We start from the raw sequence: 24691 nt of genomic DNA on the forward strand, positions 1-24691 counted from the left end.
GTGCCCAAATGGATTTATTTCTACCCGCTCCACCTAATCACAAGGCAGCCCATTGTTTATATCAAAAGAATAGCCTATCCCCCAAGGAATAGGCTATCCGCAAATCAACCGATATTTTTCTTCTGAAGCCTTGTCATGAACGCTGGCCACATCAACCTCTACTAGCCCCCGAGCGCCCTAGAAATGACACTTGACCACTCAAACTCTAGCGTTTCGAACAATCCCCGACATCATTTCTGCATTAGGATAGCCCACATTCCTGTAAAGTTCGATTACTCTCTCCGTATCAAAATCAACACGCTGTATAGATGTTTTTAATTTACCTTCTTCAATTTCAATCAGACCGTAGGAAGCTTTAGTGATGCCATCAAACGGAAGCCCAACACTTCCAACATTCATAAGCACTTTACCATTCAAGTGTCTTATGTAAGCTTTATGGATGTGCGCGTATACATAGATCTGCGCATCTTGTGAACTCATCAAGCGGTTCTGCAAACCAGCGTCGTCCTCGTTCGGAAGTACGATCTCAAATAAACTATCCGGTGTTGCATGGAAAGCATGTATTCGAATTCCGCTTACCTCACAATTAATTTCTGTTGGGAGTGTTTCCAAATACGCAAGATCAGACGGTTCAAGTTTGGAATAGATCCAATCACGTTCGATGTTCATGAGGTCGATCACTTTTCGCGGAACTTCCCCTTCGCGAACGCCGCGGACTACCCACTCGTCTGCATTGCCTTTAATCACTTCAGTATTCAAAGAACGAATTAAATCCAGAGATCGTTTGGGTTCCGGTCCACGGTAACAAAGATCGCCTAGCACATAAATTTTATCTGCATTATTTTGCTTAATATCGTTTAAAACCGCTTCAAGAGCAATTGCGTTTCCATGTATATCTGAAATAAAAGCTATTTTCATCCGAACTTGACCCCCTAACAATAATGGATAAATTTTACCATTACTTACTTTGCGTGTCCACGAGGTTTAGTCGTTTTTGATCAGCAAAAAACCACCTCACGGTGGTTTTAAATCAGCTTATACTTAACGATTACGCCGCAGCAACACTACACCGCTAATGCTTGACGTATTTTTCTGATACACCACTTTAAAACCGATATCTGCATCCAACAAGCAGGCAAACGCGTTATTCAATAGTCTACCGGGAGCTAACGTAAACGTACATGGCGAGGCATTTCCGATCACACGAGAGGCGGTGATTCTGCGTGCAGAACCTGGACGAAGCGGGTTTCTTACCCAAGTTATCAAAACGAAGTCAGTGTTACGAACTGCTTTTACTCGAGCCATTTGTCTTCACCTCTTTATGGTTAGGTACTCTACATTAAATGCGGAGTTCAGAGGATTGGATCTAAGCGCTTACCTAAAAGAGGTAAACAAAAATAGCCCCACAAGAAGATTCTCATGAAGCAAAAGTTGACTAGCATCTCGAAAACTCATATGCTATAATAGTCAAACAAGAACATATATTCTCCTTTTTTCGCATTTATCTTACAGTCAGAAAAGAAGGTATCCGATCCAATGCAAGATCCAACAATTTTCGAACATCTACGAGACAAGTATGCCGACGAGGACAGAGCGAAGCTTGTTATGCTTCAGTTAAAAACGTTATTAGAACAAAAGAAAAAGAAAAAATGGTACCAGAAGCTGAGACTGCCGACGAAAACACAACCATCAAGCTGGAACGAGTAGTACCCCATAAAAAAGAGACTTTCCTCCAAGTAGCCTGACTACTTAGGAAAGCCTCTCTCCGTTTGTTATTTACCCCTTTTTTTCGAATAGTACAGCACACCAAGGTAGTGAGCCCCTGTAAATAGTGTCAGAATCCCAAAGAAAAGCAAGAATCCGCCCTGCCGATCACGGAAGAACAACTGCAGAACAAACAACGCCAGTGAGATCTCACTCCAGAGAAGCGTTCTTTTTTTGAGTTGGGTCAAGTCCGCGGTGGATTTGCTAATTTTGCGAAGATTCATGAATGTAAGACCTGCAAGTACAATGATTCCAACAACAATCACGAGAATGTAACCCGAACTGCCCGACATGTGACTCCCCCTATTTACGATGTTCAACTTTATCTTCTTTTAATAGTAAGATATTATATCTAAGATACATGGAATGATGCTAGATGTCTATTTGAAAAAGAAGAGAAGGAGTCTTATATGTCTACAGTTATGTTTAAAACAATAGAAGCGTCGGATATTCCGGCTTTAATGGACATTTACAACCATTTCGTCATGAATTCCACCGCCTCTTTTCATACGGAACCTGTTACAATCACCGAATTTACAGAAAGTGTTATTCATCCGAACTCGCGTTTTCAAACTTTTGTGATCACATTGAATGGAGAACTCCAGGGCTATGTGCAAGTAATGCCTCACAAGAAAAAGCAAGCTTATGCCACTACAGGAGAAGTGACCATCTATTTACAGCCTGGGTGCGTAGGCAAAGGAATCGGTTCCGCCGCCATCCAATTTATTGAGACGTTCGCGAAAGAACAAGATTTTCATTCCTTAATCTCTACGATCTGTGCAGATAACAAGCCTAGTATTCATATGTTTTCTAAAAATGGCTACACGCAGTGCGCTCACTTCCGTGAGGTTGGCTTCAAATGGGGCAAGTTCCTTGATATCGTAACCTATCAGAAAATCATTTGACATCCTAAGGCGTTAACAGCTGCCAATTCAAGCCTCCATCTTTCGATTTCCACAAATTCCGGGCATCCCAGAGCCAGCCGTTGCTTGTTGTAACAAAACTCACTTGTAAATTCAGATCAAGCGGCTGGAACGCGGCGGGAAACGTGTGTTGGCTCCATGTTTTGCCGCCGTCGCGGGTCCGAAGCAGCTGTCGCTCTTGCCCTTGAGCACGATTCTGCTGATTCGTCTGGAGCAGCACGAAACCATGTGCTGCATCCACAAAGGACAGTGCCTTCGGTACGAGGGACGTAGATATTTTGCCTGCTTCTTCCCATGATTCCCCGTCTGTCATACGGTATAACGTTACAGCCGCCTTGTTTTTTTCACTTGGACTCGAGAATGAACTCGAGCCAACAAACCAACCCTCTGAAGATGAAAGGAATGTAACCACGCCTTCGCTTGGCATAGGAATACGATTTGAGGCTAACCAAGTAATTCCCCCATCTTGCGTCCGAAGCAATACCAAGTCCTTGCCGTTGCGAACGGCAATCAATCCATTTTGTCGATCAAAGAACCGAAAGAACATGATTTCCTTCTCTGCCTCAAGCACAGGCAAGTCCTGTGCAATTACCTCCCATGTTTGACCTCCGTCCGCGGTTAAGCTAAGCTCCGATTCTTGGTCTTTCGATTCATTTGTCAGCAACCAGCCCGTTTGAGAATCAAGAAAAGACAGCATACTTGGCGCCGCCAAAGCGTCTATTCCTCTCAGAGGCTTCCAAGTGGTCCCACCATCGCCAGTTTGCATGAGAGAAGCTTTTCCTTTTCCAGACGTAATCCCATAACCTTGCAGCTCATTCACGAATGTAATGGCTTTGGTAGGGACATTCGGCTTATGAACATTTTCATCATGTACTTGTATATTTTCTCCTGGAATGACTGATAGTCCACTAATTTGCTTATCTGGTTTGGTCGATTGGGTCGCAGCTGTCGGCAGAGTCGAGGTTTGTTCATGAAAACAGCCTGCGCACAGCACAAAAACGATCAATATCATTAATTTTTTGTTGTTCATCAGAGCTATCATGTCCTTCTCCTCGCTCCTTTCACGTTTTCCGGTTCAAGTATATGTAATGACGCTCTATGACTGGAAATAGTTCATGTCCATGGCTTCCAATAGATGTTATTCCTTTATTTCACAGGATAGGCTGTCCCTTCATTACAAAAGCTAGAGCATATCATAATGCTCGGAGGGATTGCCATGACCACCAAGTGGGTGTGCTCCGCTGCCATCGTTTGCCTGCTAGCTGCTGGGTGCGGTGTGCCTAAAAGCAAGCCATATCAGGATCAGCGCTCAACACAAAATGCACATGTCAATGAGCAAGAAGCAACACTAGAGTCCAGTCTCGATGACAGCGTTTTTGATTTTGAACCTTTGCCGAGCCCAGGGAACATAGAAGCATTAACACCGACGACAACACCTCAAGCTACCGTATCACCTAAATCTGCACCAACGGCTGTTACACCTAGCCCATCGCCTAGAACAAACCCGAAGAAAGCCGCGCATACGGAAGGATCCAGCTCTAAGAAGCCATCCGTTCCCGTTCAAAAAAATTCAGGCCAAGTTCGAATTTCACAGAAAAAACTTACGCTCTCGCAGCTCGTAGTCAAATATCCGGACACCTTCAAGCTGCGCGGATCCAGTCAGGAGAAGAAGGTCGCACTAACCTTCGATGATGGGCCTGATACGCGGTTTACACCCAAGGTGCTTGATGCTCTTAAGGCTAACCAGGTAAAGGCAACCTTTTTCGTGCTCGGTTCACAGGCTAGTAGCCACCCTGATATCGTTAGACGAATTGTTCGCGAAGGCCATGTCATTGGCAATCACTCTTACAGTCACGCGAATCTACCGAAATTATCGGTGGACAAATTCCAAAACCAGATTATGAATACGGAAAATGTCCTGCAAGGCTTAATCGGCTATGCGCCTAGGCTTATCCGCCCACCCTATGGAGCCATTAATGAGGAGCAGGTCAGATGGGTCGCTGACCACCATTATTTGATCGTAAACTGGAATGTCGATTCCCTTGACTGGAAATCGCTGAACTCGGAGCAGGTGCTGAACAATATTATGCAGCAAACGAAACCTGGCTCTATCATTTTGCAGCACTCCGGTGGAGCTGAAACCCAGGATTTGTCGGGGACTGTTCAGGCCATAGGACCATTAATCACAAAACTCAAAGCAGCCGGCTATACCTTTGTCACTGTACCTGAGCTGCTGCACGTGACCAAAAACAAATAAACCCAAGGATAAACGACTTCGTCGTCCATTCAGGACGAGCGCGTTTGTCAAGGTAGAGCGAAGCAAAAGTTAAAACTTATACTCTCTTATCTACGAACAAAAGCACCCCAAGGTACGCTCTCGGCTGTTCTTTCCGCCAAAAAAAAGTCACGGAACGAAGAGTTCCATGACTTTTTTAATGTTCTATTGGTGCAGCAGTGGCTGCCGATGACTTGCATTCTGAGCAATATCCAAATATCTCAAACCGATGACTTTGAATTTCGAAGCTCTCCGGCAAATCCTTAACCAGCTTCATCGGGCAAAATTCGAACGTCACCGTCTTCTCACAGCCCACACAGATCATATGGTGATGATGGTGGGATAAGCAGCTCGCTTTAAATTTCAAGCCATCCGCCAAATGAAACTGCTCCAGCACGCCCATCTCACTCAACAGTCGAAGATTACGATACACCGTATCGAAACTCACACCAGGATATTTGACTTTCATGTATTCATAAACGTCTTTCGGCGATAAATAACTTCCAGATTCCGCAAATAATGTTGCCAAACTCCTGCGCTGCTCTGTAATTCTCCAGCCCTGCTGAGCCATGGCCTTCAGCATCTCGTCAATCGTATGTGTATGAGTGCCCACTTGCATTACCCCTCTGTCAAGAATTGTTCTACTAACATAGTGCAGCAAATTGGCATCCTACGTCAAGTAGCTGACCATCCATGTTTCGACAATCTGGTCCAATTTGCCTCTCACTCATTATAACACATAATAGTAATATTTATTATTAATGACGTATTTACGGACATTAAAAAGAACCCACAGCGCTAGGTTGCCGGGATTCCTTTAATAAATTCCACTTAAGATTTGGAGTCATTATCAGACATGGACTCGAGCTTCAGCAAGGCATCCCGAACGGCATCTCTTGAGAAATTTTCCCCAATAAATACTGCAACATCGGGCACTTCACCTTTTGGCGTAATTTTAACGAAATCCATTTCCCTGTACGCATACTGAAATAAGAACCGGCTTGATGTATCAGAGAAGCTAAGAATTCCTTTAGCGCGATACACCTCTTGAGGAAGCTTACTGACAAACTCTTCAAAAGCATTACTATCTACTGCGCGTTCAAAAAAGTGCGTATACGCCATCACATGGCTATGAGAATGATGATGGTGGCTGCCGTGCTCGTGAGCATGTTCATGTTCTTCGTGTGATGCGGGATTGTCAGACTCATGATCATGTGAAGCAGGTCCGTCCGTCAAATGAGTCGGAGCGTATCCCTCTTCTTCGAGCATTTCAACGAGTCTCATATCAATGTGACTGAAGACTGTAAAATGTGTGGAGGCATATGGATTCCATTCGCGCACAAGGGCATCCACTTCCTCAAGCGCCGTACCCGTGAGCAGATCTGTCTTATTCAAAAGAAGCAAGTTCGCGCACCGGATTTGTTCCTTCATCAGGCGATATGTCTTGCCCCTGCTTGTCCGGTTAAGCTCCAGCAGTTGTGGAGCATCTACAACGGTGATGACGGCTTTGAGCTCCACTGGAATGATAAGCGAAGCGTCTGTTACTTCATCAATGATTTCCATGGGATTTGCGATCCCTGTGGATTCTATGAAAATCAAGTCAGGCTGTTCCCCGGTTACTAGCTCATGAAGAGCTGTTGCCAGATCGCCTCGGCTTGAGCAGCAAATGCAGCCGCCCAGCAGCTCGGACATCGGCACTTCATTTGCCACCAGCTGTCCGTCCAAATTCACTTCACCGATCTCATTCATGATAACTGCCGGCTTTCGACCCGCTTCGGTAAAATGATCAATTGTTTTCGTCAATAACGTCGTTTTCCCGCTCCCAAGGAAGCCGGATAAAATAAACACCGTAACTCTTTTCTGTGCCATCGCCTTTACTGCCTCCGCTCTTGAATGACTTCAAAGTTTGTAGATAAGATCGGCCATTTCCCTACATGCTGGACAAGAAACGGAAACAGCTTCACCCACAACAAGCTGTTCGTCGGGTCAACCGGCTTTAGTGGAAGCTCTAAGCGGTCATATAAAATACTTGCGACCTCTTGAGCGAGCGCCAAAGCCAAATCTGCTGTTGCGGATAGTTCGACAGTTGACAAACGAGGCAGATAGTATTGACTAATCGATTCATATAAACGATGCTCGGACAAATTGCTTGAAGCCATCATTTCTTTCATTCCCGAACTGACCAAGCGAGCAATTTCTGCATCGAAGGCATGAGGAATACAATAAATTTCTAGCGCTAGAGCGGCTATGTAAATCTCTTTTATGAGTTCGTCTTCTTTCTCTTGCGTTAAAACCGGATCTTGTAAATAAGCGGCGACTGCCGGCTTGATCGTATCCCAGCTATTTTCGATGCTTTTCATCGTGAACTGCAGCATAGCTGCAGCTAGTTCATCGGGTGTGATTTGTTTTTTTTCTGCATCTTGCATGGTAATCTATTCCTCTTTTCTCTCGTTGCCTTTAAAATGGATGATTAATTCAATAATTTCGGAACGGCTTCCTAGACGAACCGGCGGCCCCCACGTACCAAAGCCCGAGGAAACGATGGCATGCAGATTCCCCTTTTTTAAGTACCCCCAATCCAGCTCAAAAAGCCTTCCTGTGATGAGGTGATTCGGACTAATCTGTCCCCTGTGCGTGTGCCCTGAAAGCATGACATCAGCGCCCGCAGCTTCCGCTTTATCCAGGTGATAGGGCTGATGGTCCATAACAATAATAGGCTGGCCTAGGTCAGTCCCGTCTAGCAAGGACGCAAGTGCTTTTCGCCCCTCGGCCGTTCGTTCGGCCGCCTTGTCTTTTCGGCCCACCAGATACAACCGATCTTGGATATGGACAGTTTCATCCATGAGTACACGAATACCGATTTTGTCCATTTGTTCGATGAAGGCAGGAATATGCCCCCCAATGTATTCATGATTGCCTAATACGGCATAAATCCCAAGAGGAGCTTGCAGTTCTCGCATCGTCGTACCCATATCATAGCGGATAAACGGTCTAATATCATCATCAATAACGTCACCTGGCAAAAGGATCAAATCCGGCTTTAAGCCATTGACATGCTTCACCAGCTTTCGCAAATGACGATTGCCTACAATGGAGCCCAAATGGATATCCGAAGCCACAGCGATGCGTAACTGCTCCCAGTCGCCTGCTTTTTTCGGAACCGTAATCTCGTACTTCCTTAAAACAGGACTACGTGCATTATAGGAGCCACGTGCCATAAGAAGAATAAGAATCCCTACATCTATCCACCCAAGGATAGGCGTATAAGTAGCAGCAGGCACGGATGCCAAATGAAGCACTCCTGCAACCACATCCGTTAACGGCAGCAGCAGGAAACCGAACTGCATCATGGCAAACCAGTAAGAACCGACGATTTTTAATACCATTTTCATCCCAGCAGGCAGAACTTTGGAACCAGCCCATGCTAATAGATACGACAAGGCAACGATCCAGAAGACAACCCAATATAGGCCTGGATGAAACCAAGAACCCAACTGGTTGGATAGAAAGACCTGACCGTGCCAACCGATGTAACCGTTCAACCCGAAAATAATGGCAAATACAAGGGTGATACTCAGAACCATACGCATTTTCATTTTACCTCTCCCATTCTGTCCATCTGCCTACAGCAGCAGGCTTATCGGTTCTATACATAACTCATCATCATTGCGCACATTGCCCACCCGGCTGGACACCGGATACGCATACATGTCGTCAGACGGGTATGGCTTCAGCAGCGGGCGCAGCGCATCCGCGTTCGTTATGCTGCGGTCCAGCCAAATCGCTTCTGCCTCCCGCGGTAAAATGACCGGCATACGCTCATGAATATCCATCATCAATTCGTTCGCTTCCGTAGTAATGACTGTGCAGGTGGATATGCGAGTGCCGTCTGGAGACGTCCATGTGTCATACAGCCCTGCCATACTAAAGATCTCTTTGCTGCGCAGCATGATTCGCATAGGCTGCTTCTGCTTTCCCGTCCCCTTCCAGTCGTAGAAGGAATCTGCCGGAATCAAGCAGCGTTTGCGCTCAAAGGGCTTGCGAAACGCAGGCTTGTCCGCAAGTGTCTCCGACCTTGCATTCAGCATCGAATATCCTAGCTTTTCGTCCTTCGCCCATTCCGGAACAAGTCCCCAGCGCAGTTCGCCAAGCTTATTTTTCTCACCGTCGTGAACGATCGCCATGACCTGCTGTCCGGGTGCCACATTGTATTTGGGGCTGTATTTCGCAGGATACTTGTAATAAATATCATACCGCAGCATCAGCTCCTCTAACGTTACGGTTATTGTATAGCGTCCGCACATAGCTGCACATCCTTTGCCTTCATATTTCCTAGCGAGGTCTCCACTACCACTTCCGCTTTCCACTTCCCGCTGTCTAACGTTACAATCTCTCCTCTCCATTATGTGAAAAAGAGATACTCACGTCAATTCGCGCAGCCCGAGGAGGGTTCTCCATCGGGCTGGCGGTTGCGTCATATCTTCTTTGTGTACGTCATGGACTACGTTTTGAGTTCGTCACCTTTTTTGTACATGCTTGCGACGAAGTGATCAATGTATCTCGCTGTTCGCACGCTCATTTCAGCCCGCATGTAGTCTTTCGCAATAATCAGCGCGTCTTCGTGCCCGCGGCAAACATAGCGGTAATGAATGGCTCGATCATTTTTCTCTTCTTCGAACATTTGAATGCTTCTGTGCATCATTTTCGTTTTGGTTTCACTGATATCGGCTAAAATTTGGGCCGCCAGCGCGTGGGCAGCGCGCGAATAAAGCTGCCTAAGCGTTTCGGCGGATCTTTCGATCTCAACAGCCTTTCTTTTGATCATCCCATGCATCAAGGGCAGCAGCACGTAGTCCCGCATAATGCCAATGTCCTCCGCTGTAGGACGATTCGCCGGAGCAGCCTTGTCGCTGCGCAAATGTTGCAGCGCTTCGCGGTGCTGAGGCAGCATCATCCTGCTGGACTCCCATAAACCGTTCTTTTCCAGTTTCTTACTCATTTATAGTGCCCCCCGATTTTGAGCGCTCTGTTCTGTGCTTGACCGGCTGTCGTGAGCGAGGAAGCCCGCACAATCGCTGCGTTGCCGAATCGGTCCTTGAGGCTGTCTGTTACTTTCTCAAGTGCCCTCGCCTTGATCTGATCTTCAAAAAGCGTAAGCTGATACGTGTCATCGTCAACGAATTGGCTTAACATCACACCGGCACGGCGGACGGGCATCGTGTCCCAGAATTTGTAGAACAACTTCTTAACAGCTTGAAAAACTGTTCTAGTGTGATTCGTAGGGTCAGGCATCTTCATTTGGCGTGAGAAGCCTGTCGGAGCGTCAAATGGGCTGCACATGCAGCTAACAGTCACAATAGACGCCATATATCCCTTACGTCGGCAATCGCGGCATACCTCTTCAGTAAGCTCAAGCAGGATCGTATCTACCTCAGCTGATTCCGCGTAGTCCCTGGGGAGAGTCATCATATGGCCTATAGATTTCGGAGGCGTATCGAACGTACCGGGCGTCACCGGACTGTCATCCAGACCATTCGCTGTTCGCCACATGACTTCCGCATGAATGTCGGATTGCTTGCCGAATCGTGCACGGAATTTGTCCTTGAGCAGCGGGAGCGGCGTTCTTGCCACATCGCCGATCGTATACATGCCGAGTCTGGCAAAATGCGCGGTCATCCGTGAACCGACACCAAACATTTTGCTTACAGGCTGCGCCCATAAGTACTCCTCAACGGCGGGCGGGCGCAGCGTGAAGATGCCGGTCTCATTCTTTTTGGCCCAAATATCGGTCGCGATCTTCGCCAGAATTTTATTGGAGCTAATCCCTATGCGGACCTTCACGCCCGTTTGCTGCAGCACCTTCCGTTGAAGGGCCATCGCAATCGTATCCGGATCTCCGAAAACAGGCAAACTTGCCGTAATGTCCAGAAACTGCTCATCAATACTGAAAACCTCAACAAGATCGGTAAATTCTTCGTATATTTTAGTAATCATAAGCGAAACATCAATATAATGCTGCATGCGCGGACGCATAACGACCAGTTCCGGGCATTTCTTGAGCGCTTCCCCCAACCGCTCTGCCGTGGAAACGCCAAATGATTTGGCGATGGGACAGGCAGCCAGAATGATGCCAGAACGCAAAGCAGGGTCTCCCGCGACCGCAACCGGTTTATCCCTGACTCCCGGATGATCCGCCTTCTCTACACTTGCGTAGAAGCTCTGGCAATCCGCCAGAAATATCGTCCGTTCCTTTCCTTTGCTCACCGTAATCCCCCCCGCATATTCATCAGCGTCGTCATCAGTTCTGCTTTGACCAAGCTGCGAAGCATCGTGAAGTGATGGATGTAGCCTCGGACTTTGTACTCGACATTAATGCCTAACGCATTCATTTCGGTGTGAATGACTTTAATATCTCTTTTCTTCATAACACTCTTAATGCTTTGTAATTGAGGATAAATGGCGGTCTCCACCTCTCTGAGGTAAAAAAGAATATGATTATACACAATTTTATCCTTATAAACCTTGAGCTCCTCCATATCCCTTGCCAACATATCGAGCAAAATGGGCAGCAGCGTATATTCCTTAATAATTTGAACATCCTCTTCTGTCTCAATTCTTGCATGAACACTCATATTTTTCACCACCATATGCGAACATATATTCGTGTTACTTATTATATACCGAACACGTATTCGTTATGCAAGTGGTTTTTTTGAAAAGTAAAAAAATACCACCTGACCAGGTCGCTTAGACCTTGCAGGCGGCATTTTGGGAATAGCTTATCGAAACATCGTCCACAGTTTGATTAAGTGAAACGTGTTCGAGGGATCGATTTTTTGGGAAAGAATGAACTCCAAAATCTGATTTGCTTGGAAGTTGGTCAGATTCTCGCCGAGAATGCCGGAGGCAATCCCGATGAGCTGCGTGACCTTCAGACGATTTTGCAAATCAGCCTTCGTAACGCTTTGCAGCAGCATGATGAGGCGTTCCTTGATCGCCGGGTTTCTTAATTTGAACTTGACTCGCTCAATCAACGCAGGATCGATGCCATACAGCTGATAACTCATGTTCGTACCTCCGATGTCCCGTCATGCTTTATACATATGAGGAAACGAACATAATCTTGACTACATATAAATGGCGATCAAAATAACACATATACAATTTAGCGCAACAAGCAGAGGCATCCCGATAACGAATGAGGTATGCTTCGTCTTATGCCGCCAAACCCGCATGCCGAGCCAACCACCAATCCCGCCGCCAAGTGCAGCGAACATAAACAGCCGCTTCTCCGGGACTCTGCGCCCGCCTTTTTTGGCTTGCCCCTTGTCGTGCCCCATCTCTATGAAAGTAACGATATTCATCAGCAGTAAATAGACAAGAAAATAAGTCAAATGATTGCACCTTCGTTTCCAAAATAATAATAGAACTACTATTATCTTAAAATCGAATGGGGGCGTGGTCAAATGTTAATTTAAAAGTTACAGCAGCGTAAGCTCCACAACGGTCGCCCTCTTATCCGGCAGCGGATAGCTGGAGTGCTCCGGTCTACCGAAACTAATGAACGCATCATCCGGGTACTGTGCAGCATTCCAAGGACGGCTTAAGAAGACTTCGGAACCGTCCGACAACAGCCTGGCTTTCTTCACTTTACCAGCCAGACCGTTCAAGTTGATGGGACCTACGCTTTCTTCGAACAAGTGGGCGTACAGCAGATTGCCCTTTTGCGTGTACCTGCCCCATTCCGGTTTCGGCCAATCGGCTTGCCCGCAGCCGTAAATGCTGTTCCCATTTTTCTGAACCCAATCGCCAATCTCCGACAAAATATCCAATGACTCCTGCGGAATCTCACCGAGCGCATTAGGACCGACATTCAAGAGCAAATTACCGTTTTTGCTGACGCACTCTACCAGCTTCCGAATGACGGTAGTCGGGGATTTATATTGGAAATCCTGAGCTGCGTAGCCCCAGTTATTATTTAGCGTAATGCAAGCTTCCCATGGAATAGGGTTGCCCTCGTGATCCGTCACACCCTGCGGTGGAATGATTTGTTCCGGTGAAGCAAAGTCGCCCGAATAGCTGAGTGGATTGTTCGTATAAATGCTTCCGCCTTCCTCGCCACTTGCGTCCAGACGGTTATCTACAATGACGTGCGGCTGGAGAGAGCGAATCATCGCCATCAGCTCGGTTGCTTTCCAGGTCTCCCCCTTCATCTGATCATAGGAGAAATCGAACCACATGATGTCCAGCTTGCCATAATTCGTGAGCAGCTCTTTAACTTGCCCATGCATATATTGCAAATATCTGTCGAATGTCTCCGGATTTCTGGTATAGCTCTCGTTACTCCGCATCGGATGGTGACGATCTCCATAAGCCGGATAATCCTCATGATGCCAATCGATTAGCGAATAATAGAGCCCCACCTTCAAGCCTTCCGCCCGAAATGCTTCAATAAATTCCCGCACTAAATCTCGCCCGGCTTTGGTGTTCGTTGATTTATATTCCGTGAGAGCGCTATCAAATAAGCAAAAACCATCATGATGTTTGGCCGTCAATACCGCATATTTCATCCCTGCTTGTTTGGCTGCGCGCGCCCATGCTTTAGGATCATAGCGAACAGGGTCGAATTCATCAAAATACGGCTGATAGTCCTCTACCGAAATGCGCTCCGCATTGCGAACCCATTCCCCTCTGGCTGGAATCGCATACAATCCCCAGTGAATGAACATACCGAATCGATCCTGCAAAAACCACTGCGTGCGCTCTGTTCGTTCTTGAATAATCGGATTTGTCATTTCTACACACCTTTCGCTATTAAAATGCTAGGCGCTCCCAAGGTCCTCTTTCGAGCGGTGAGCCCACTAAGCCCTATAGGTTTATTCTACTAAGACTGATGGGCAATGGACAGGTACGAAACTAACCTCTGTTAGGATATAATTAACATTCTATCTGCAAAAAAACGCTAGGATCATGACTGACATTTATCTTCAGTCTATCCTAGCGTTTCGTTTAATCCAGCACTTCACTATCAAAAATATGGGCACGCTCCAAATAAGCTCTCAGAGGGATGAAGGAAGCGCCTGTCCAGAAGGCGGAATCGCCGACGAGCTCAGCAGCGTCATCACGCGCCTGCTCCATCACTTCGAAGTCCGCCATCATGTCGGCGATGCGGAACTCCGGCAGCCCGCTTTGCTTCGTGCCGAAGAAGTCCCCCGGCCCGCGCAGCTCCAGATCTCGCCTGGCAATCTCGAAGCCGTCGGACGTTTCGGTCATCGCCTTCATGCGCTCCTTGCCGACCTCTGTCTTCGGGTCGGCGATGAGCACGCAGAAGGACTGGTGCTCGCCGCGTCCAACCCGTCCGCGCAGCTGATGCAGCTGCGAAAGGCCGAAGCGGTCGGCGTCGTAGATGACCATCAGCGTGGCGTTAGGCACGTCCACGCCAACCTCGATGACCGTGGTCGACACCAGCGTCTCCATGGTCCCTTCCTTGAATGCGCGCATGATCGCTTCCTTCTCCTGCGCGCTCATCCGCCCGTGCAGCAGGCCGATCCGCATTTGCGGGAAATGCTGCTGCAGCTGAATATGGACGTCGATGGCATTCTGCACGTCCAGCTTGTCCGACTCTTCGATGAGCGGACAAATCACATACGCCTGCCGGCCTGCCGCCACCTCACGCTGAATAAAGCCCAGCACACGCTCCAACATAGCGTGCTGGACGGCATACGTCTTGATCGGCTTACGCCCTTTGGGCAGCTCCCGCAGCGTCGACACATCCATGTCGCCGAAAGCGGTAATCGCCAGCGTTCGCGGAATCGGCGTCGCCGTCATCGTCAGCACGTCGGGGTTCATCCCTTTGCGCCGCAATATGCTGCGCTGATTCACCCCGAAACGGTGCTGCTCATCCGTCACGACCAACCCCAGCTGACGGAAGTAAACGTCCTCTTGAATGAGGGCGTGCGTCCCGACCAACACGTCAATCATGCCCATCTGCAAGGAGGCAAGCAGATCCCGCCGTTGGCGGTCCGTCGAGCTGCCTGTCAGCAGCGCAACCTGCAGCCCGTAGGGCTCAAACAAGCGGTCCAGTGAGCGCTTATGCTGCTCCGCCAGGATCTCCGTCGGCACCATCAGCGCGCCTTGGTAGCCGGCCTTGACCGTCGCGTAGAGGCCTATGGCCGCGACGATCGTCTTCCCTGCACCGACATCGCCTTGCAGCAGCCGGTTCATGCTGTACGGCTCCTGCATATCGTGCAGGATCTCGCCCACGACCTTCTTCTGCGACTCCGTCAGCTGGAAGGGCAGCGCGCGCACGAAGGCGCGTACAGCAGGCAGGTCGACCTGCTGCTTCACCCCGTCCGCGCGGCTTCGCGTCACGGCGCGGTAAGCCTGCAGCTTGAGCTGGAACAGGAACAGCTCCTCATACACCATGCGCTTGCGCGCCTGCTTGCCTTCCTCCACACCGCTCGGCGTGTGGATGACCGCCAGCGCCTTGCTGCGCGGCATAAACCCGTACCTGCCGGTAATTCCCCCCGGCAGCACTTCACTGACCATGGCGCTGTACTGCGTCAGCGCCTGCTGAATCGCTTTACGCATCCACTTTTGCGTAATCGAGCCTGCAACCGAATAGACCGGCTGTATCGTGCCGGTATTCGAATCGCCTTGTCCGGGGAACTCGGAATCGGACACGCTCATTTGCCTCCGCTTGCCATCCCATTTGCCGGTCAGGATAATCTCCTGCTGCGGGCGCAAGCGGTCTTTCAAGAAGTGGCGGTTAAACCACACCGCCGTCAAGAGAAAGTCATCGACCATCACCTTGCAGGAGAGTCGCGATTTGCCGCTGTAGCGCTGCAGCACCGGCTCCCCGATGATATACCCCTTCACGGTGACACGGTCGCCGTCTTTCACACTGGCGATATCGCGCACGGTGTAATCCTCATACCGGAATGGCACATACTCCAGTAAATCCATAACCGTAAAAATGCCCATGGCGTTCAGCTCAAGTGCTTTTTGAGCGCCGACTCCATGGACTTCGCGTACGACAACTTGATTTAAATCCATCCCTTACACCGCACGGACGAACGCAGCGATCGTACCGGGTCCAGCGTGTGCGCCAATAACAGGCCCCAGTGTAATATAGTCCACATGCTGCACCTCGAATTGCTGCGTTATGACTTCTCGCAACAGCTCAGCGCCTTCCAAATTGTTCGCATGAGCAATGTGCAAAGACGGAATGCGCCGATTCGGCACATCCGCAGCCAGCAGCTCTAGAATGCGCGCGATCGCTTTCTTTTGGCCCCGAACCTTATCCGTAGCCGCCACTTCTCCCTCACCATCTATCGAGAGAATAGGCTTAATATTCAGCAACGAACCGAATAATGCCGACGCTTTGCCGATTCTTCCGCCTTTTTGCAGAAATTCAAGCGTATCCACGAGAAAATATATGTAAAAGTTCTCTCTAATCGTTTGTACCAGCTCTATAATCTCAGCTGCACTTTGCCCAGCTTGGGCGGCTTTTGCTGCAGCGACAACAAGAGCGCCAATCCCATAGGACGCGGAACGGGAATCAACCACATGAACCTTGCCGGCAGACTCCTCCAGCATCGTGGAAGCGAGCAAAGCCGACTGGTACGTTCCGCTCAGCGCAGAAGATAAATGAATAGAAATGATTTCCGTATTCGGCTCTTCCAGCAAGCTCTGATATAAGTCTAGAAACTCCGCAGGAGACGGTTGTGAAGTTCTAGGAAAATGAGGTGACGAGGTTAGCTTAGGATAAAACTCCTCGGAACGCAGCGTCACCGCATCCAAAAATTGTTCATCTCCAAAATGAATCTTAAGCGGCACCATTTCAATGTTAAGCTCTTGTCTAAGTGCCAAAGGTATGTCGGCCGTGCTGTCCGTTACAATCCGTATATGTGTCAACAGGGCTTCACTCCATTTCCCGAATTTATTCCACTGTGGGGATGCTCGTTTACTCTACAGAGAACAGGTACGCGTACAATGGCTGCCCGCCAGGGTGAAGCTCGACTTCAATTTCGGGATAAACCGCCTGAATGAAGGCTTCCAGCTCTTCTGTCTCTGCGCTCACGGCATCTTCTCCGGTGAGGATGGTCACGATCTCGCTGCCTTCATCGATCATCTCTTCGAGCAGCTTTTTGCAAGCATCCATCAGACTTGGCTGTGAAGACACAATCCGGCCATCTTGAATACCGATAAAATGCCCCTGCTTGATGTCGATGCCGTCCATATTCGTGTCACGCACCGCGTACGTCACTTGACCGGACTTCACACGGCGAAGGGATTCGTTCATCGCTTCCGTATTCGTTTGGGCATCGGCTTTCTCTTGGAACGCCAGAATGGCTGCAAGACCTTGGGGAATGGATTTGGATGGAATCACGATCAACGTTTTGTCGACCAGATCAGCTGCTTGCTGCGCTGCGAGGATAATGTTGGAGTTGTTCGGCAGCACATAGATCGTTTCCGCATCAATGCTGTTAACCGCATTCACGATATCCTCTGTGCTTGGATTCATGGTCTGTCCGCCGGACAATACGACATCAACGCCTACACTGGACAAAATCTCCGTAATGCCCTCACCCAAAGCGACTGCAACGAATCCATACGCTTTGCCCGGTGCTGCCGCTTCTACAGCAGTCGACACAGGAGTCTCGTAACCTTCCGTGGTCATCTCTTCCAATATATGTGAATGCTGATCGCGCATATTTTCAATTTTGATACGGCTCAGAGCGCCGTAATTCATCGCCTGGTTCATGACTTCGCCTGGGTATTCGGCATGAATATGCACCTTGACCAGTTCGTCATCGGCAACGACGAGTAAAGAATCTCCCAGTTTGCTAAGCTGGTCGCGGAACCTGCCTTCATCGAAAACATGCCCAGCTACCTTGCCAGGTTCAATCGTTAGCATGAATTCCGTACAATAACCGAATTCAATATCTTCCGTAGCCAGATGCGCCTGCGCCGGAAGATGTGCGTGGACTTCTTTGGCAAGATTCAAGCCCGGAACGACGGAAACCGTATCGAGTCTTGTATCCATCATCGCGTAGTCTTCTTCTACCTGAAGCAAACCGCCGTTTAATGCAGTGACAAAGCCTTCATACACGCAGACAAGCCCTTGGCCTCCTGCATCTACCACGCCCACCTGCTTGAGCACAGCAAGCTGCTCAGGTGTTCTAGCGAGGGCTTCGTTCGCCTTGCTCAACACTTCCTGCATCAGTTCGAGCACATCGCCGCCGCGTTTAACCTGCGTGGCATGTTTGGCCGCTTCTTTGGACACTGTCAGAATCGTGCCTTCTACCGGCTTCACGACAGCCTTATACGCTGTCTCAACGCCTTGCTGCAACGCAGACGCGAATTGCTGTGCATTCACATTCTCAAGATCGTGCACATGCTTCGCGAATCCGCGAAACAGCTGTGACAAAATAACCCCGGAGTTACCCCGGGCGCCCATCAGTAACCCTTTGGACAATGCATCAGCTGCTTTCCCAATATGAGAGGATGGCTTCTTTTTCAGTTCCTCACAACCAGCGGTGAGTGTTAAATTCATGTTGGTGCCGGTATCTCCATCGGGTACAGGGAAAACGTTCAAACCATTAACCTTGTCTACATTTCGGCGAAGGTTATCCGCACCCGCCAAGACCATGGCAGTGAAGTCATTTCCATTTATTGAAATAAAGCGCTTACTCAAAGTGATTCCCCTTCCTGGTTATCGGGCTTTTATTTGGCTACACGAACGCCTTGAACAAAAATGTTCACATCGTCCACATGAAGCCCTACAACATCGTTCAAAATATATTTGACTTTCGTTTGGACATTGCCGGCAACGACGGATATTTTGGTTCCATAGCTGACAATAATATAAAGATCAATCTCAAGTCGCCCGTTCTCCCGACGAACTTCGACACCGCGGCTTAAATTGTCCCGTCCCAGCAGTTCTGCTATTCCATCTTTTAATTGCTTTCTAGTGGCCATGCCAACAAGTCCATAACAATCTAACGCAGCGGATCCCGCCAGAGTTGAAATCACTTCATCGGTAATATACACTTTTCCAAACTCGGTTGTGAGTTCAATTGGCATTATCTAACAACTCCTTCATGTTTCACATTAACGACTAATTATGTAAGTATTCCCATTCCAGCTTTGCTTTAGCAAAGTTGACGCCAAAAACGTCATGACTATGTATTCGGAAAGGTGGGCTAATCTTCATTGTACTATAACATACTACATAAATAAACGGCAAAAAAGAAGGTAATTCGTTGACTCTGCTCCTTTTGCTATGCTATTATATTTAAGTGTGTTTTTGCTGGTTATAACAAGAATCGCAAGAAGCAAAGTCTAAATTTGAGGAAAGCTGTCATGTCAAGCTTAGGCTTGCCACCCAGGCTGCTTTGTATACTGCCGAAGGAGGTGTCAAACATGTCCCGCAAATGTTTCGTTACAGGTAAAAGTCCTAAATCAGGAAACCACGTGTCCCACGCTAACAATAAAAATAAGCGTACTTGGGGAGTTAACGTTCAAAAGGTTCGCATCCTCGTTGATGGCAAACCAAAACGGGTTTACGTAAGTGCTCGTGCGTTGAAGTCCGGTAAAGTGGCTCGCGTTTAATTTTCGGATACTTATACTTTATGTAAAAAGACAAAAAGCACCTTCCGGTGCTTTTTTTGCATTTCTGGGGATATGGACTTCATATGTGTTAGCCAACTTAGTTTTTGCTAAACGTATTAAGTACAGCTTTCACGAATCCACCCAAAAATTTTGGTAGCTTGATTGTGTAGAACTTCATTCTCTACCCCTCCTTAGAGTTTAGCCAGTAAACGGACGCATGCCCGAAGACTGACTTCGACTTCGTGAGCACTAACATCATTACAACAGTATATGCCCCGGTCGTGAAAAAGTACCTTCTATTTTACTTTCTCCGATCTATTCGCTTCCAGAAAGCAAAAAAAGCTACAAGAGCGCATCGCTCTTGTAACTATATGTATGCAGCTAGGGTGCAGTTATACCCATCTGCGTGTATAGTGCATAAATTAAGCTGAAGATGAAATAGAAGATCACGGCAATCACGATAAACCAAATCCGAAATCCAAGTCCCTCAAACCGACGGAAGAAACGCATCCCCAGATACAAGGCACCGAGTGAAAAAATATACTTCGTGAAATCGTGTATGTTAGAAAAACACGCAAGAAGCACGGCGCATACCAGACTGTACAGAAACAGCCAGAGAAATCTCATCGTCCCGCTCCCCTCTACCCCCGAATTCGTCTAATTGCATCGGCGCGGTCGGACTGGCCAAATACAGCATTGCCTGCGACGAGCACATCGGCTCCCGCTTCGACCACCTGGCGAGCCGTAACTTCGTTAATACCGCCGTCTACCTCAATGTGAAGACCGCTCAGGCCCTTGGCGTTCGCTTGATCGCGCAATGCGCGGATTTTGCCAAGCATACCCGGAATGAACGCTTGTCCGCCAAAGCCAGGATTGACCGTCATAATAAGCACAAGATCCAGATTCTCATCAAGCACGTGTTCAATAAGCGAAATCGGGGTTGCAGGGTTAAGGACAACCCCTGCTTTGACACCGCTTTGCTTAATCAGATGAAGCGTGCGGTGCAAGTGCGTACAAGCCTCTACGTGCACGGATATGAGGTCTGCGCCCGCTTTAACAAAGTCAGGAATATAGCGGTCAGGCTGCTCAATCATCAAATGCACATCCAGCGGCAGTTTCGTCACCGGACGTATAGCGTCAACAACAAGTGGTCCAATCGTAATATTGGGCACGAAATGGCCATCCATGACATCCACATGGATCCAATCTGCTCCGCCAAGCTCGGCGTCTTTAATCTCTTCACCAAGTTTAGCGAAGTTTGCTGATAAAATTGAAGGTGCTACGTGTACCATTCGTTCCTAATACCTCCTCTTCCGATCCTTGATTTCCCCTAAAAATAACAAGTAATGATCATAACGCGAAGCGGCAATCGTTCCTTCGGCCACCGCATCACGAACCTTGCAATCCGGCTCATGCAGATGCAAACAGCCTCTAAACCGGCAGCCCTCCGCTACCTCTGCGAACTCTTTGAAGCAGCTGCTAAGCCCTTCCGCTTCGACTTCCATAAAATCCAGCTGACTGAATCCCGGTGTATCTGCGACAAGCCCGCCATTATTCAAAGGAAGCAGCTCAACATGGCGGGTGGTATGCTTCCCTCTGCCCAAACGTTGAGAGATCTCATTGGTCTCCAAGTTGCGGCCGCTAATCATTGCATTGAGCAGTGACGACTTGCCTACACCTGACTGCCCTGCGAACACGCTGACCGCGCCTTCCAGATGCTGCAGAATCGATTCCACGCCCACTTTCAGGCGAGAACTCGTCTTCAGCACAGGATAACCGATGCCCTCATACAGCTTTGTAATCCGCTCCAGCTCCGCAACCGTCATTTCTTTCGGTGCGGCAGTGTCAGGATCCGCTGACAATAAGTCACTTTTGGTGAAGCAAAGGACAACTTCGATGCCCGTATGTTCAATATGAACTAGAAATTTATCCAGCAGCTGTAAATTCAGAACAGGCTCTGTAACAGAGAAAACAAGCACGACCACGTTTACATTAGCAATCGGAGGACGGATCAGTTCCGAAGAACGGGGCAGGATTTCCGTAACCGTTCCTTCCCCATTCTCCGTTTCCTCAAAAACGACCCGATCTCCGACAAGCGGCGTTATCTTCCTGTTCTTAAATACGCCTCTGCCGCGACATGTAACCATATTGGCATCCTGTAGCTCCGCCCCTTCGGGCAGAACGTAGTAATAACCGCTCAAAGCTTTAACAATCATTCCTTGCGGCATTAATTTGTGCCTCCAGTTGGTGGTTTAGAGGCAGCCCCGCCTGATTGGCCTTGCCCATTGCCATTGCCGCCTACCGGGATAGCCGGCCCGTTGTTTTGCTGTTTAGGCGATGACGAAGGCGAGACGCTAGGGCTCGGCGAGACGGTCTTGCCGTTCTTTTGATCTAAATAATCTTGATAGGTGCGTGTAATGGAGTTAACCAAGTTGTCTCCTTCTTTAATCAAGATGACAGCTTTCTTATCCGGAGAAACAATGACTTTGACATCCAAGTTTTGAGGCTTCGACACTTTTTCCGTCTTGTATTCGAAGTTCTCGTACTGCGCATCGCTAACGATGATTTTAAACTCGGAATCCTTGCCCTCCGTCGTCGGTTTCACAGGGACACTGACCGTCACTTGTCCGGCATCCTCCGGCAACCCGTCGCTGATGATCAGCGAGATTTCGAAACCGACAGAAACATCCGTATCTTTATCATACGGGAACTGCTTAATGACCTTCCCTTTGGCCACCTTGTAGCTTTTCTCGCGCGTAATGCCGTTCGCAGGAAGCTTAAGATTCAGCTTGGTGATCTGAGCCTTCGCTTCAGCCTCCGTCATGCCGACGAGATCCGGCATCTTGAAGGTTTCCTTCGCTTTGCTTACGACAAAGGTAATCGCTGCTTTATCCAGCTCAAATTCTTCCCCGACCAGCGGCGTTTGCTTCAGGATCGTGTCCGGCGGATCATCCGTCGTCGTTTGCGTGAACGTAATCTGAGAATCGTCAATCCCAAGCGCTTCCAGCTTCAGCTTGGCGTCTTTGAGCTGCTGTCCGATGTAGCTTTCCATCTTGATCTTGGGAGCGCCTTTACTAACGTACAGCGTCACCTTGGTGCCTACGTTCATTCGCATGCCGCTAGGATTTTGACGGATGACCGTATCTTTAGGCGCTTTGCTCTCCTGATCATACTCTACCGTAAAACCGAGTTTGGCGCTGGTCAGTTCGGCTTCCGCCTGCGTTAACGTCTTGTTCACCACGTCCGGCACCTCGACCGTTTCAACGGTGAACATCCCTTTCACATATCCGACTGCATACCACATTGCACCAAGAATCATCAGCAAAATGACGATCCATACAAGCGGCTTAATCCAACCCTTCCCTTTCTTGGGAGCAGCTTCCTCACGCCAAACAGGCTTCTCCGGTTCGTCGTCGTCGTCATCGAAGCTCGCAAGCTGATCCGCACGAATCGCTGGCATAACCAAGGTACGCTCCTCGTCCATGCCGTCGGCATCCCAAAAAGCCACTTTCGCTTCATTCCGGCGATCTGGATTTAGACACGTATCAAGATCCGCCATCATCAGCTTCGCAGACTGGTAGCGTTCATCGGGCTTTTTGCGCATGGCTTTCAGAATGATGTTTTCCACACTCTGAGGAATGAGAGGATTAACTTTACGAGGATCTTCCACATCTTCCTGCAAATGCTTCAAAGCTACGGAAATCGGACTTTCGCCAAGGAAAGGAAGGCGGCCCGTCAGCATTTGATACATCACGATACCGAGGGAGTATAAATCGGATTTTTCGCCGGTATTCGTACCTTTCGCGTGCTCCGGCGAGAAATAATGCACAGAACCGACAACAGCTCCCGTTTGCGTAATTGTGGAAGACGTAGCGGCCCGTGCAATACCGAAATCCGTCACTTTGACACGGCCGTTTTTACCGATCAAAATATTGTGCGGCTTAATATCGCGGTGAATAATTTCATTATGATGAGCGTGGTCGAGCGCATCGGCAATTTGGCTGGCGTAATGAACAGCGTCTTCCACCTGCAGCGGCGCTCTCTCTTTAATTAAATCATTCAAAGTAGTGCCTTCTATGTATTCCATAACAATGTAATGCACATCTTCTTCTTGTCCCACGTCATAAATACTGACGACATTAGGATGAGAAAGGGAAGCGGCTGCTTGAGCTTCTCTGCGGAAACGACGAATGAACTCTTCGTCATGCACATACTGCTGTCGCAGTACTTTTACAGCCACTTTACGATTTAATAAAAGATCATGCCCTTTATAAACTAAAGCCATGCCGCCTCCGCCAATACGGTCTAGAATTTCATAGCGGCCCCCAAGCTTTCTACCGATCAATTCCCATCACCCCTTTTTTCGTCCGAATCAGGATCGTGCGCAAGTAAAACAACCGTTACGTTATCGTCTCCACCTTCATCCAGCGCGCTTTGAATCAATTGTTTCGCAGCCGCATCCAGCTCGGCATGCGACTTGACGATTCGTAGAATATCGCCGGAATCCACTAATCCGCTTAAACCGTCGGTGCAGATCAGAATGGTATCCCCAGGCCGCCACGAATACTCGTATAAATCCACCTCTACGCCAGGCTCTGTGCCTAACGCTCGCGTAATCCAATTACGGCGAGGATGGTGATCGGCTTCTTCAAGGGTGATCTGCCCGTTCTTCACAAGCTCATACACCAGGGAATGATCTTCCGTTAGCTGTGTGATCGACTCCCCGGCAATTTTGTAAGCACGGCTGTCACCAATGTGACCGATGATCAGCAGCTCTTGCGAAGCGATCACGGCGACAACGGTCGTCCCCATGCCATGATAACTTTCTTGTCCGGAGGCAAACTCATAAATTTTCTCATTCGCCTTCTCGATCGCTTCCTTCAGCACTTGCTTGCAAGCGTCAACGGGCATTCCCCAATGAATGGATTGCAGTTCATTACTGATCATATCAATTGCCATTTGGCTGGCAATATCGCCAGCCTGGTGTCCCCCCATACCATCAGCGACAATAGCCAAAGAAAGGCCATTCAGCTCATGCTGTATGGCGGCGCGGTCCTCATTCACTAAACGGACTTTACCGATATCGGTACGGCTTACCATCTTCATCCTGATC

29 protein-coding genes are annotated in these 24691 nt (G+C 48.5%); 4 read left to right on the forward strand and 25 right to left on the reverse strand.

Annotation, left to right across the window (positions count from 1 at the left end; translation table 11 throughout):
• Nucleotides 1-198 precede the first annotated feature (198 nt).
• Both ACKTT9_RS23160 and ACKTT9_RS23165 read right to left on the reverse strand, forming a co-directional pair.
• Nucleotides 199-918 carry a metallophosphoesterase family protein gene (locus ACKTT9_RS23160; protein ID WP_407867796.1) on the reverse strand — a complete coding sequence of 240 codons (720 nt, stop codon included), beginning with the start codon at nucleotides 916-918 and terminating at the stop codon, nucleotides 199-201.
• A 123-nt stretch (nucleotides 919-1041) separates the two neighbouring features.
• The gene (locus ACKTT9_RS23165; protein ID WP_127452254.1) at nucleotides 1042-1305 is read right to left on the reverse strand and encodes a hypothetical protein; all 264 of its coding nucleotides are present in this window, start codon (nucleotides 1303-1305) and stop codon (nucleotides 1042-1044) included.
• 231 nt (nucleotides 1306-1536) lie between these two features.
• Between ACKTT9_RS23165 and ACKTT9_RS23170 the strand changes: the two genes are divergently transcribed.
• The gene (locus ACKTT9_RS23170) at nucleotides 1537-1707 is read left to right on the forward strand and encodes a hypothetical protein (RefSeq protein ID WP_157321339.1); all 171 of its coding nucleotides are present in this window, start codon (nucleotides 1537-1539) and stop codon (nucleotides 1705-1707) included.
• Between the two features lie 65 nt (nucleotides 1708-1772).
• Here the strand turns inward: ACKTT9_RS23170 and ACKTT9_RS23175 are convergent, their stop codons facing one another.
• Entirely contained in the window at nucleotides 1773-2057 is a 285-nt protein-coding gene (locus tag ACKTT9_RS23175; RefSeq protein ID WP_127452252.1) for a hypothetical protein, read from the reverse strand.
• 117 nt (nucleotides 2058-2174) lie between these two features.
• On the opposite strand from ACKTT9_RS23175, the gene ACKTT9_RS23180 reads away from it, so the two are divergent.
• Nucleotides 2175-2669, forward strand: coding sequence for an N-acetyltransferase family protein (locus ACKTT9_RS23180; RefSeq protein ID WP_407867797.1), 495 nt, complete (start codon nucleotides 2175-2177; stop codon nucleotides 2667-2669).
• 4 nt (nucleotides 2670-2673) lie between these two features.
• Here ACKTT9_RS23180 and ACKTT9_RS23185 read toward each other — a convergent pair whose 3' ends face one another.
• Nucleotides 2674-3729, reverse strand: a complete 1056-nt coding sequence (locus ACKTT9_RS23185; RefSeq protein ID WP_407867798.1) for a hypothetical protein — start codon at nucleotides 3727-3729, stop codon at nucleotides 2674-2676.
• A 174-nt stretch (nucleotides 3730-3903) separates the two neighbouring features.
• On the opposite strand from ACKTT9_RS23185, the gene ACKTT9_RS23190 reads away from it, so the two are divergent.
• A complete protein-coding gene (locus ACKTT9_RS23190) occupies nucleotides 3904-4944 on the forward strand; it encodes a polysaccharide deacetylase family protein (protein WP_407867799.1) in 1041 nt (346 codons plus the stop codon).
• 175 nt (nucleotides 4945-5119) lie between these two features.
• On the opposite strand, the gene ACKTT9_RS23195 is transcribed toward ACKTT9_RS23190, so the two are convergent.
• From ACKTT9_RS23195 to ACKTT9_RS23265, 15 genes are all read right to left on the reverse strand, one after another.
• The gene (locus ACKTT9_RS23195) at nucleotides 5120-5581 is read right to left on the reverse strand and encodes a Fur family transcriptional regulator (RefSeq protein WP_407867800.1); all 462 of its coding nucleotides are present in this window, start codon (nucleotides 5579-5581) and stop codon (nucleotides 5120-5122) included.
• A 212-nt stretch (nucleotides 5582-5793) separates the two neighbouring features.
• Complete coding sequence (locus tag ACKTT9_RS23200) at nucleotides 5794-6831, reverse strand: CobW family GTP-binding protein (RefSeq protein ID WP_407867801.1); 1038 nt, start codon at nucleotides 6829-6831, stop codon at nucleotides 5794-5796.
• A gap of 5 nt (nucleotides 6832-6836) precedes the next feature.
• Nucleotides 6837-7388, reverse strand: a complete 552-nt coding sequence (locus ACKTT9_RS23205) for a hypothetical protein (protein ID WP_407867802.1) — start codon at nucleotides 7386-7388, stop codon at nucleotides 6837-6839.
• 6 nt (nucleotides 7389-7394) lie between these two features.
• Entirely contained in the window at nucleotides 7395-8558 is a 1164-nt protein-coding gene (locus ACKTT9_RS23210; RefSeq protein WP_407867803.1) for a metallophosphoesterase, read from the reverse strand.
• A 27-nt stretch (nucleotides 8559-8585) separates the two neighbouring features.
• Nucleotides 8586-9266 carry an SOS response-associated peptidase gene (locus tag ACKTT9_RS23215; RefSeq protein WP_407867804.1) on the reverse strand — a complete coding sequence of 227 codons (681 nt, stop codon included), beginning with the start codon at nucleotides 9264-9266 and terminating at the stop codon, nucleotides 8586-8588.
• Nucleotides 9267-9463: 197 nt separating this feature from the next.
• On the reverse strand, nucleotides 9464-9961 hold the full coding sequence (locus tag ACKTT9_RS23220; RefSeq protein WP_407867805.1) for a hypothetical protein: 498 nt from the start codon (nucleotides 9959-9961) through the stop codon (nucleotides 9464-9466).
• Nucleotides 9958-11226, reverse strand: coding sequence for a DNA polymerase IV (locus ACKTT9_RS23225; protein ID WP_407867806.1), 1269 nt, complete (start codon nucleotides 11224-11226; stop codon nucleotides 9958-9960). The genes ACKTT9_RS23220 and ACKTT9_RS23225 overlap by 4 nt, the downstream gene beginning before the upstream one ends.
• Complete coding sequence (locus ACKTT9_RS23230; protein WP_127452234.1) at nucleotides 11223-11594, reverse strand: hypothetical protein; 372 nt, start codon at nucleotides 11592-11594, stop codon at nucleotides 11223-11225. The genes ACKTT9_RS23225 and ACKTT9_RS23230 overlap by 4 nt, the downstream gene beginning before the upstream one ends.
• 147 nt (nucleotides 11595-11741) lie before the next feature.
• Complete coding sequence (locus ACKTT9_RS23235) at nucleotides 11742-12029, reverse strand: stage VI sporulation protein F (protein ID WP_407867807.1); 288 nt, start codon at nucleotides 12027-12029, stop codon at nucleotides 11742-11744.
• Between the two features lie 60 nt (nucleotides 12030-12089).
• Nucleotides 12090-12356, reverse strand: a complete 267-nt coding sequence (locus ACKTT9_RS23240; protein WP_127452230.1) for a DUF1294 domain-containing protein — start codon at nucleotides 12354-12356, stop codon at nucleotides 12090-12092.
• Between the two features lie 87 nt (nucleotides 12357-12443).
• On the reverse strand, nucleotides 12444-13757 hold the full coding sequence (locus ACKTT9_RS23245; protein WP_407867808.1) for an alpha-L-fucosidase: 1314 nt from the start codon (nucleotides 13755-13757) through the stop codon (nucleotides 12444-12446).
• Between the two features lie 214 nt (nucleotides 13758-13971).
• A complete protein-coding gene (gene recG, locus ACKTT9_RS23250; RefSeq protein WP_407867809.1) occupies nucleotides 13972-16017 on the reverse strand; it encodes an ATP-dependent DNA helicase RecG in 2046 nt (681 codons plus the stop codon).
• 3 nt (nucleotides 16018-16020) lie between these two features.
• On the reverse strand, nucleotides 16021-16878 hold the full coding sequence (locus ACKTT9_RS23255) for a DegV family protein (RefSeq protein ID WP_407867810.1): 858 nt from the start codon (nucleotides 16876-16878) through the stop codon (nucleotides 16021-16023).
• Nucleotides 16879-16927: 49 nt separating this feature from the next.
• Nucleotides 16928-18661, reverse strand: coding sequence for a DAK2 domain-containing protein (locus ACKTT9_RS23260; RefSeq protein ID WP_407867811.1), 1734 nt, complete (start codon nucleotides 18659-18661; stop codon nucleotides 16928-16930).
• Between the two features lie 29 nt (nucleotides 18662-18690).
• Entirely contained in the window at nucleotides 18691-19050 is a 360-nt protein-coding gene (locus tag ACKTT9_RS23265) for an Asp23/Gls24 family envelope stress response protein (protein ID WP_315951234.1), read from the reverse strand.
• A 339-nt stretch (nucleotides 19051-19389) separates the two neighbouring features.
• Between ACKTT9_RS23265 and rpmB the strand changes: the two genes are divergently transcribed.
• A complete protein-coding gene (gene rpmB, locus ACKTT9_RS23270) occupies nucleotides 19390-19578 on the forward strand; it encodes a 50S ribosomal protein L28 (protein WP_127452218.1) in 189 nt (62 codons plus the stop codon).
• Nucleotides 19579-19675: 97 nt separating this feature from the next.
• Here rpmB and spoVM read toward each other — a convergent pair whose 3' ends face one another.
• From spoVM to ACKTT9_RS23300, 6 genes are all read right to left on the reverse strand, one after another.
• Complete coding sequence (gene spoVM, locus ACKTT9_RS23275) at nucleotides 19676-19756, reverse strand: stage V sporulation protein SpoVM (protein WP_014652194.1); 81 nt, start codon at nucleotides 19754-19756, stop codon at nucleotides 19676-19678.
• Nucleotides 19757-19959: 203 nt separating this feature from the next.
• Nucleotides 19960-20205 carry a hypothetical protein gene (locus ACKTT9_RS23280; RefSeq protein WP_157321363.1) on the reverse strand — a complete coding sequence of 82 codons (246 nt, stop codon included), beginning with the start codon at nucleotides 20203-20205 and terminating at the stop codon, nucleotides 19960-19962.
• Between the two features lie 14 nt (nucleotides 20206-20219).
• Entirely contained in the window at nucleotides 20220-20870 is a 651-nt protein-coding gene (gene rpe / locus ACKTT9_RS23285) for a ribulose-phosphate 3-epimerase (protein WP_127452215.1), read from the reverse strand.
• Nucleotides 20871-20876: 6 nt separating this feature from the next.
• A complete protein-coding gene (rsgA, locus tag ACKTT9_RS23290; protein WP_157321367.1) occupies nucleotides 20877-21806 on the reverse strand; it encodes a ribosome small subunit-dependent GTPase A in 930 nt (309 codons plus the stop codon).
• On the reverse strand, nucleotides 21806-23923 hold the full coding sequence (gene pknB / locus ACKTT9_RS23295) for a Stk1 family PASTA domain-containing Ser/Thr kinase (protein ID WP_407867812.1): 2118 nt from the start codon (nucleotides 23921-23923) through the stop codon (nucleotides 21806-21808). Before pknB ends, rsgA begins: the two co-directional genes overlap by 1 nt.
• Nucleotides 23920-24684, reverse strand: coding sequence for a Stp1/IreP family PP2C-type Ser/Thr phosphatase (locus ACKTT9_RS23300; protein ID WP_407867813.1), 765 nt, complete (start codon nucleotides 24682-24684; stop codon nucleotides 23920-23922). The genes pknB and ACKTT9_RS23300 overlap by 4 nt, the downstream gene beginning before the upstream one ends.
• Between the last annotated feature and the right edge of the window lie 7 nt (nucleotides 24685-24691).

This window comes from Paenibacillus sp. P36, from assembly GCF_045866505.1.
Classification (GTDB): Bacteria; Bacillota; Bacilli; order Paenibacillales; family NBRC-103111; genus Paenibacillus_E; species Paenibacillus_E chondroitinus.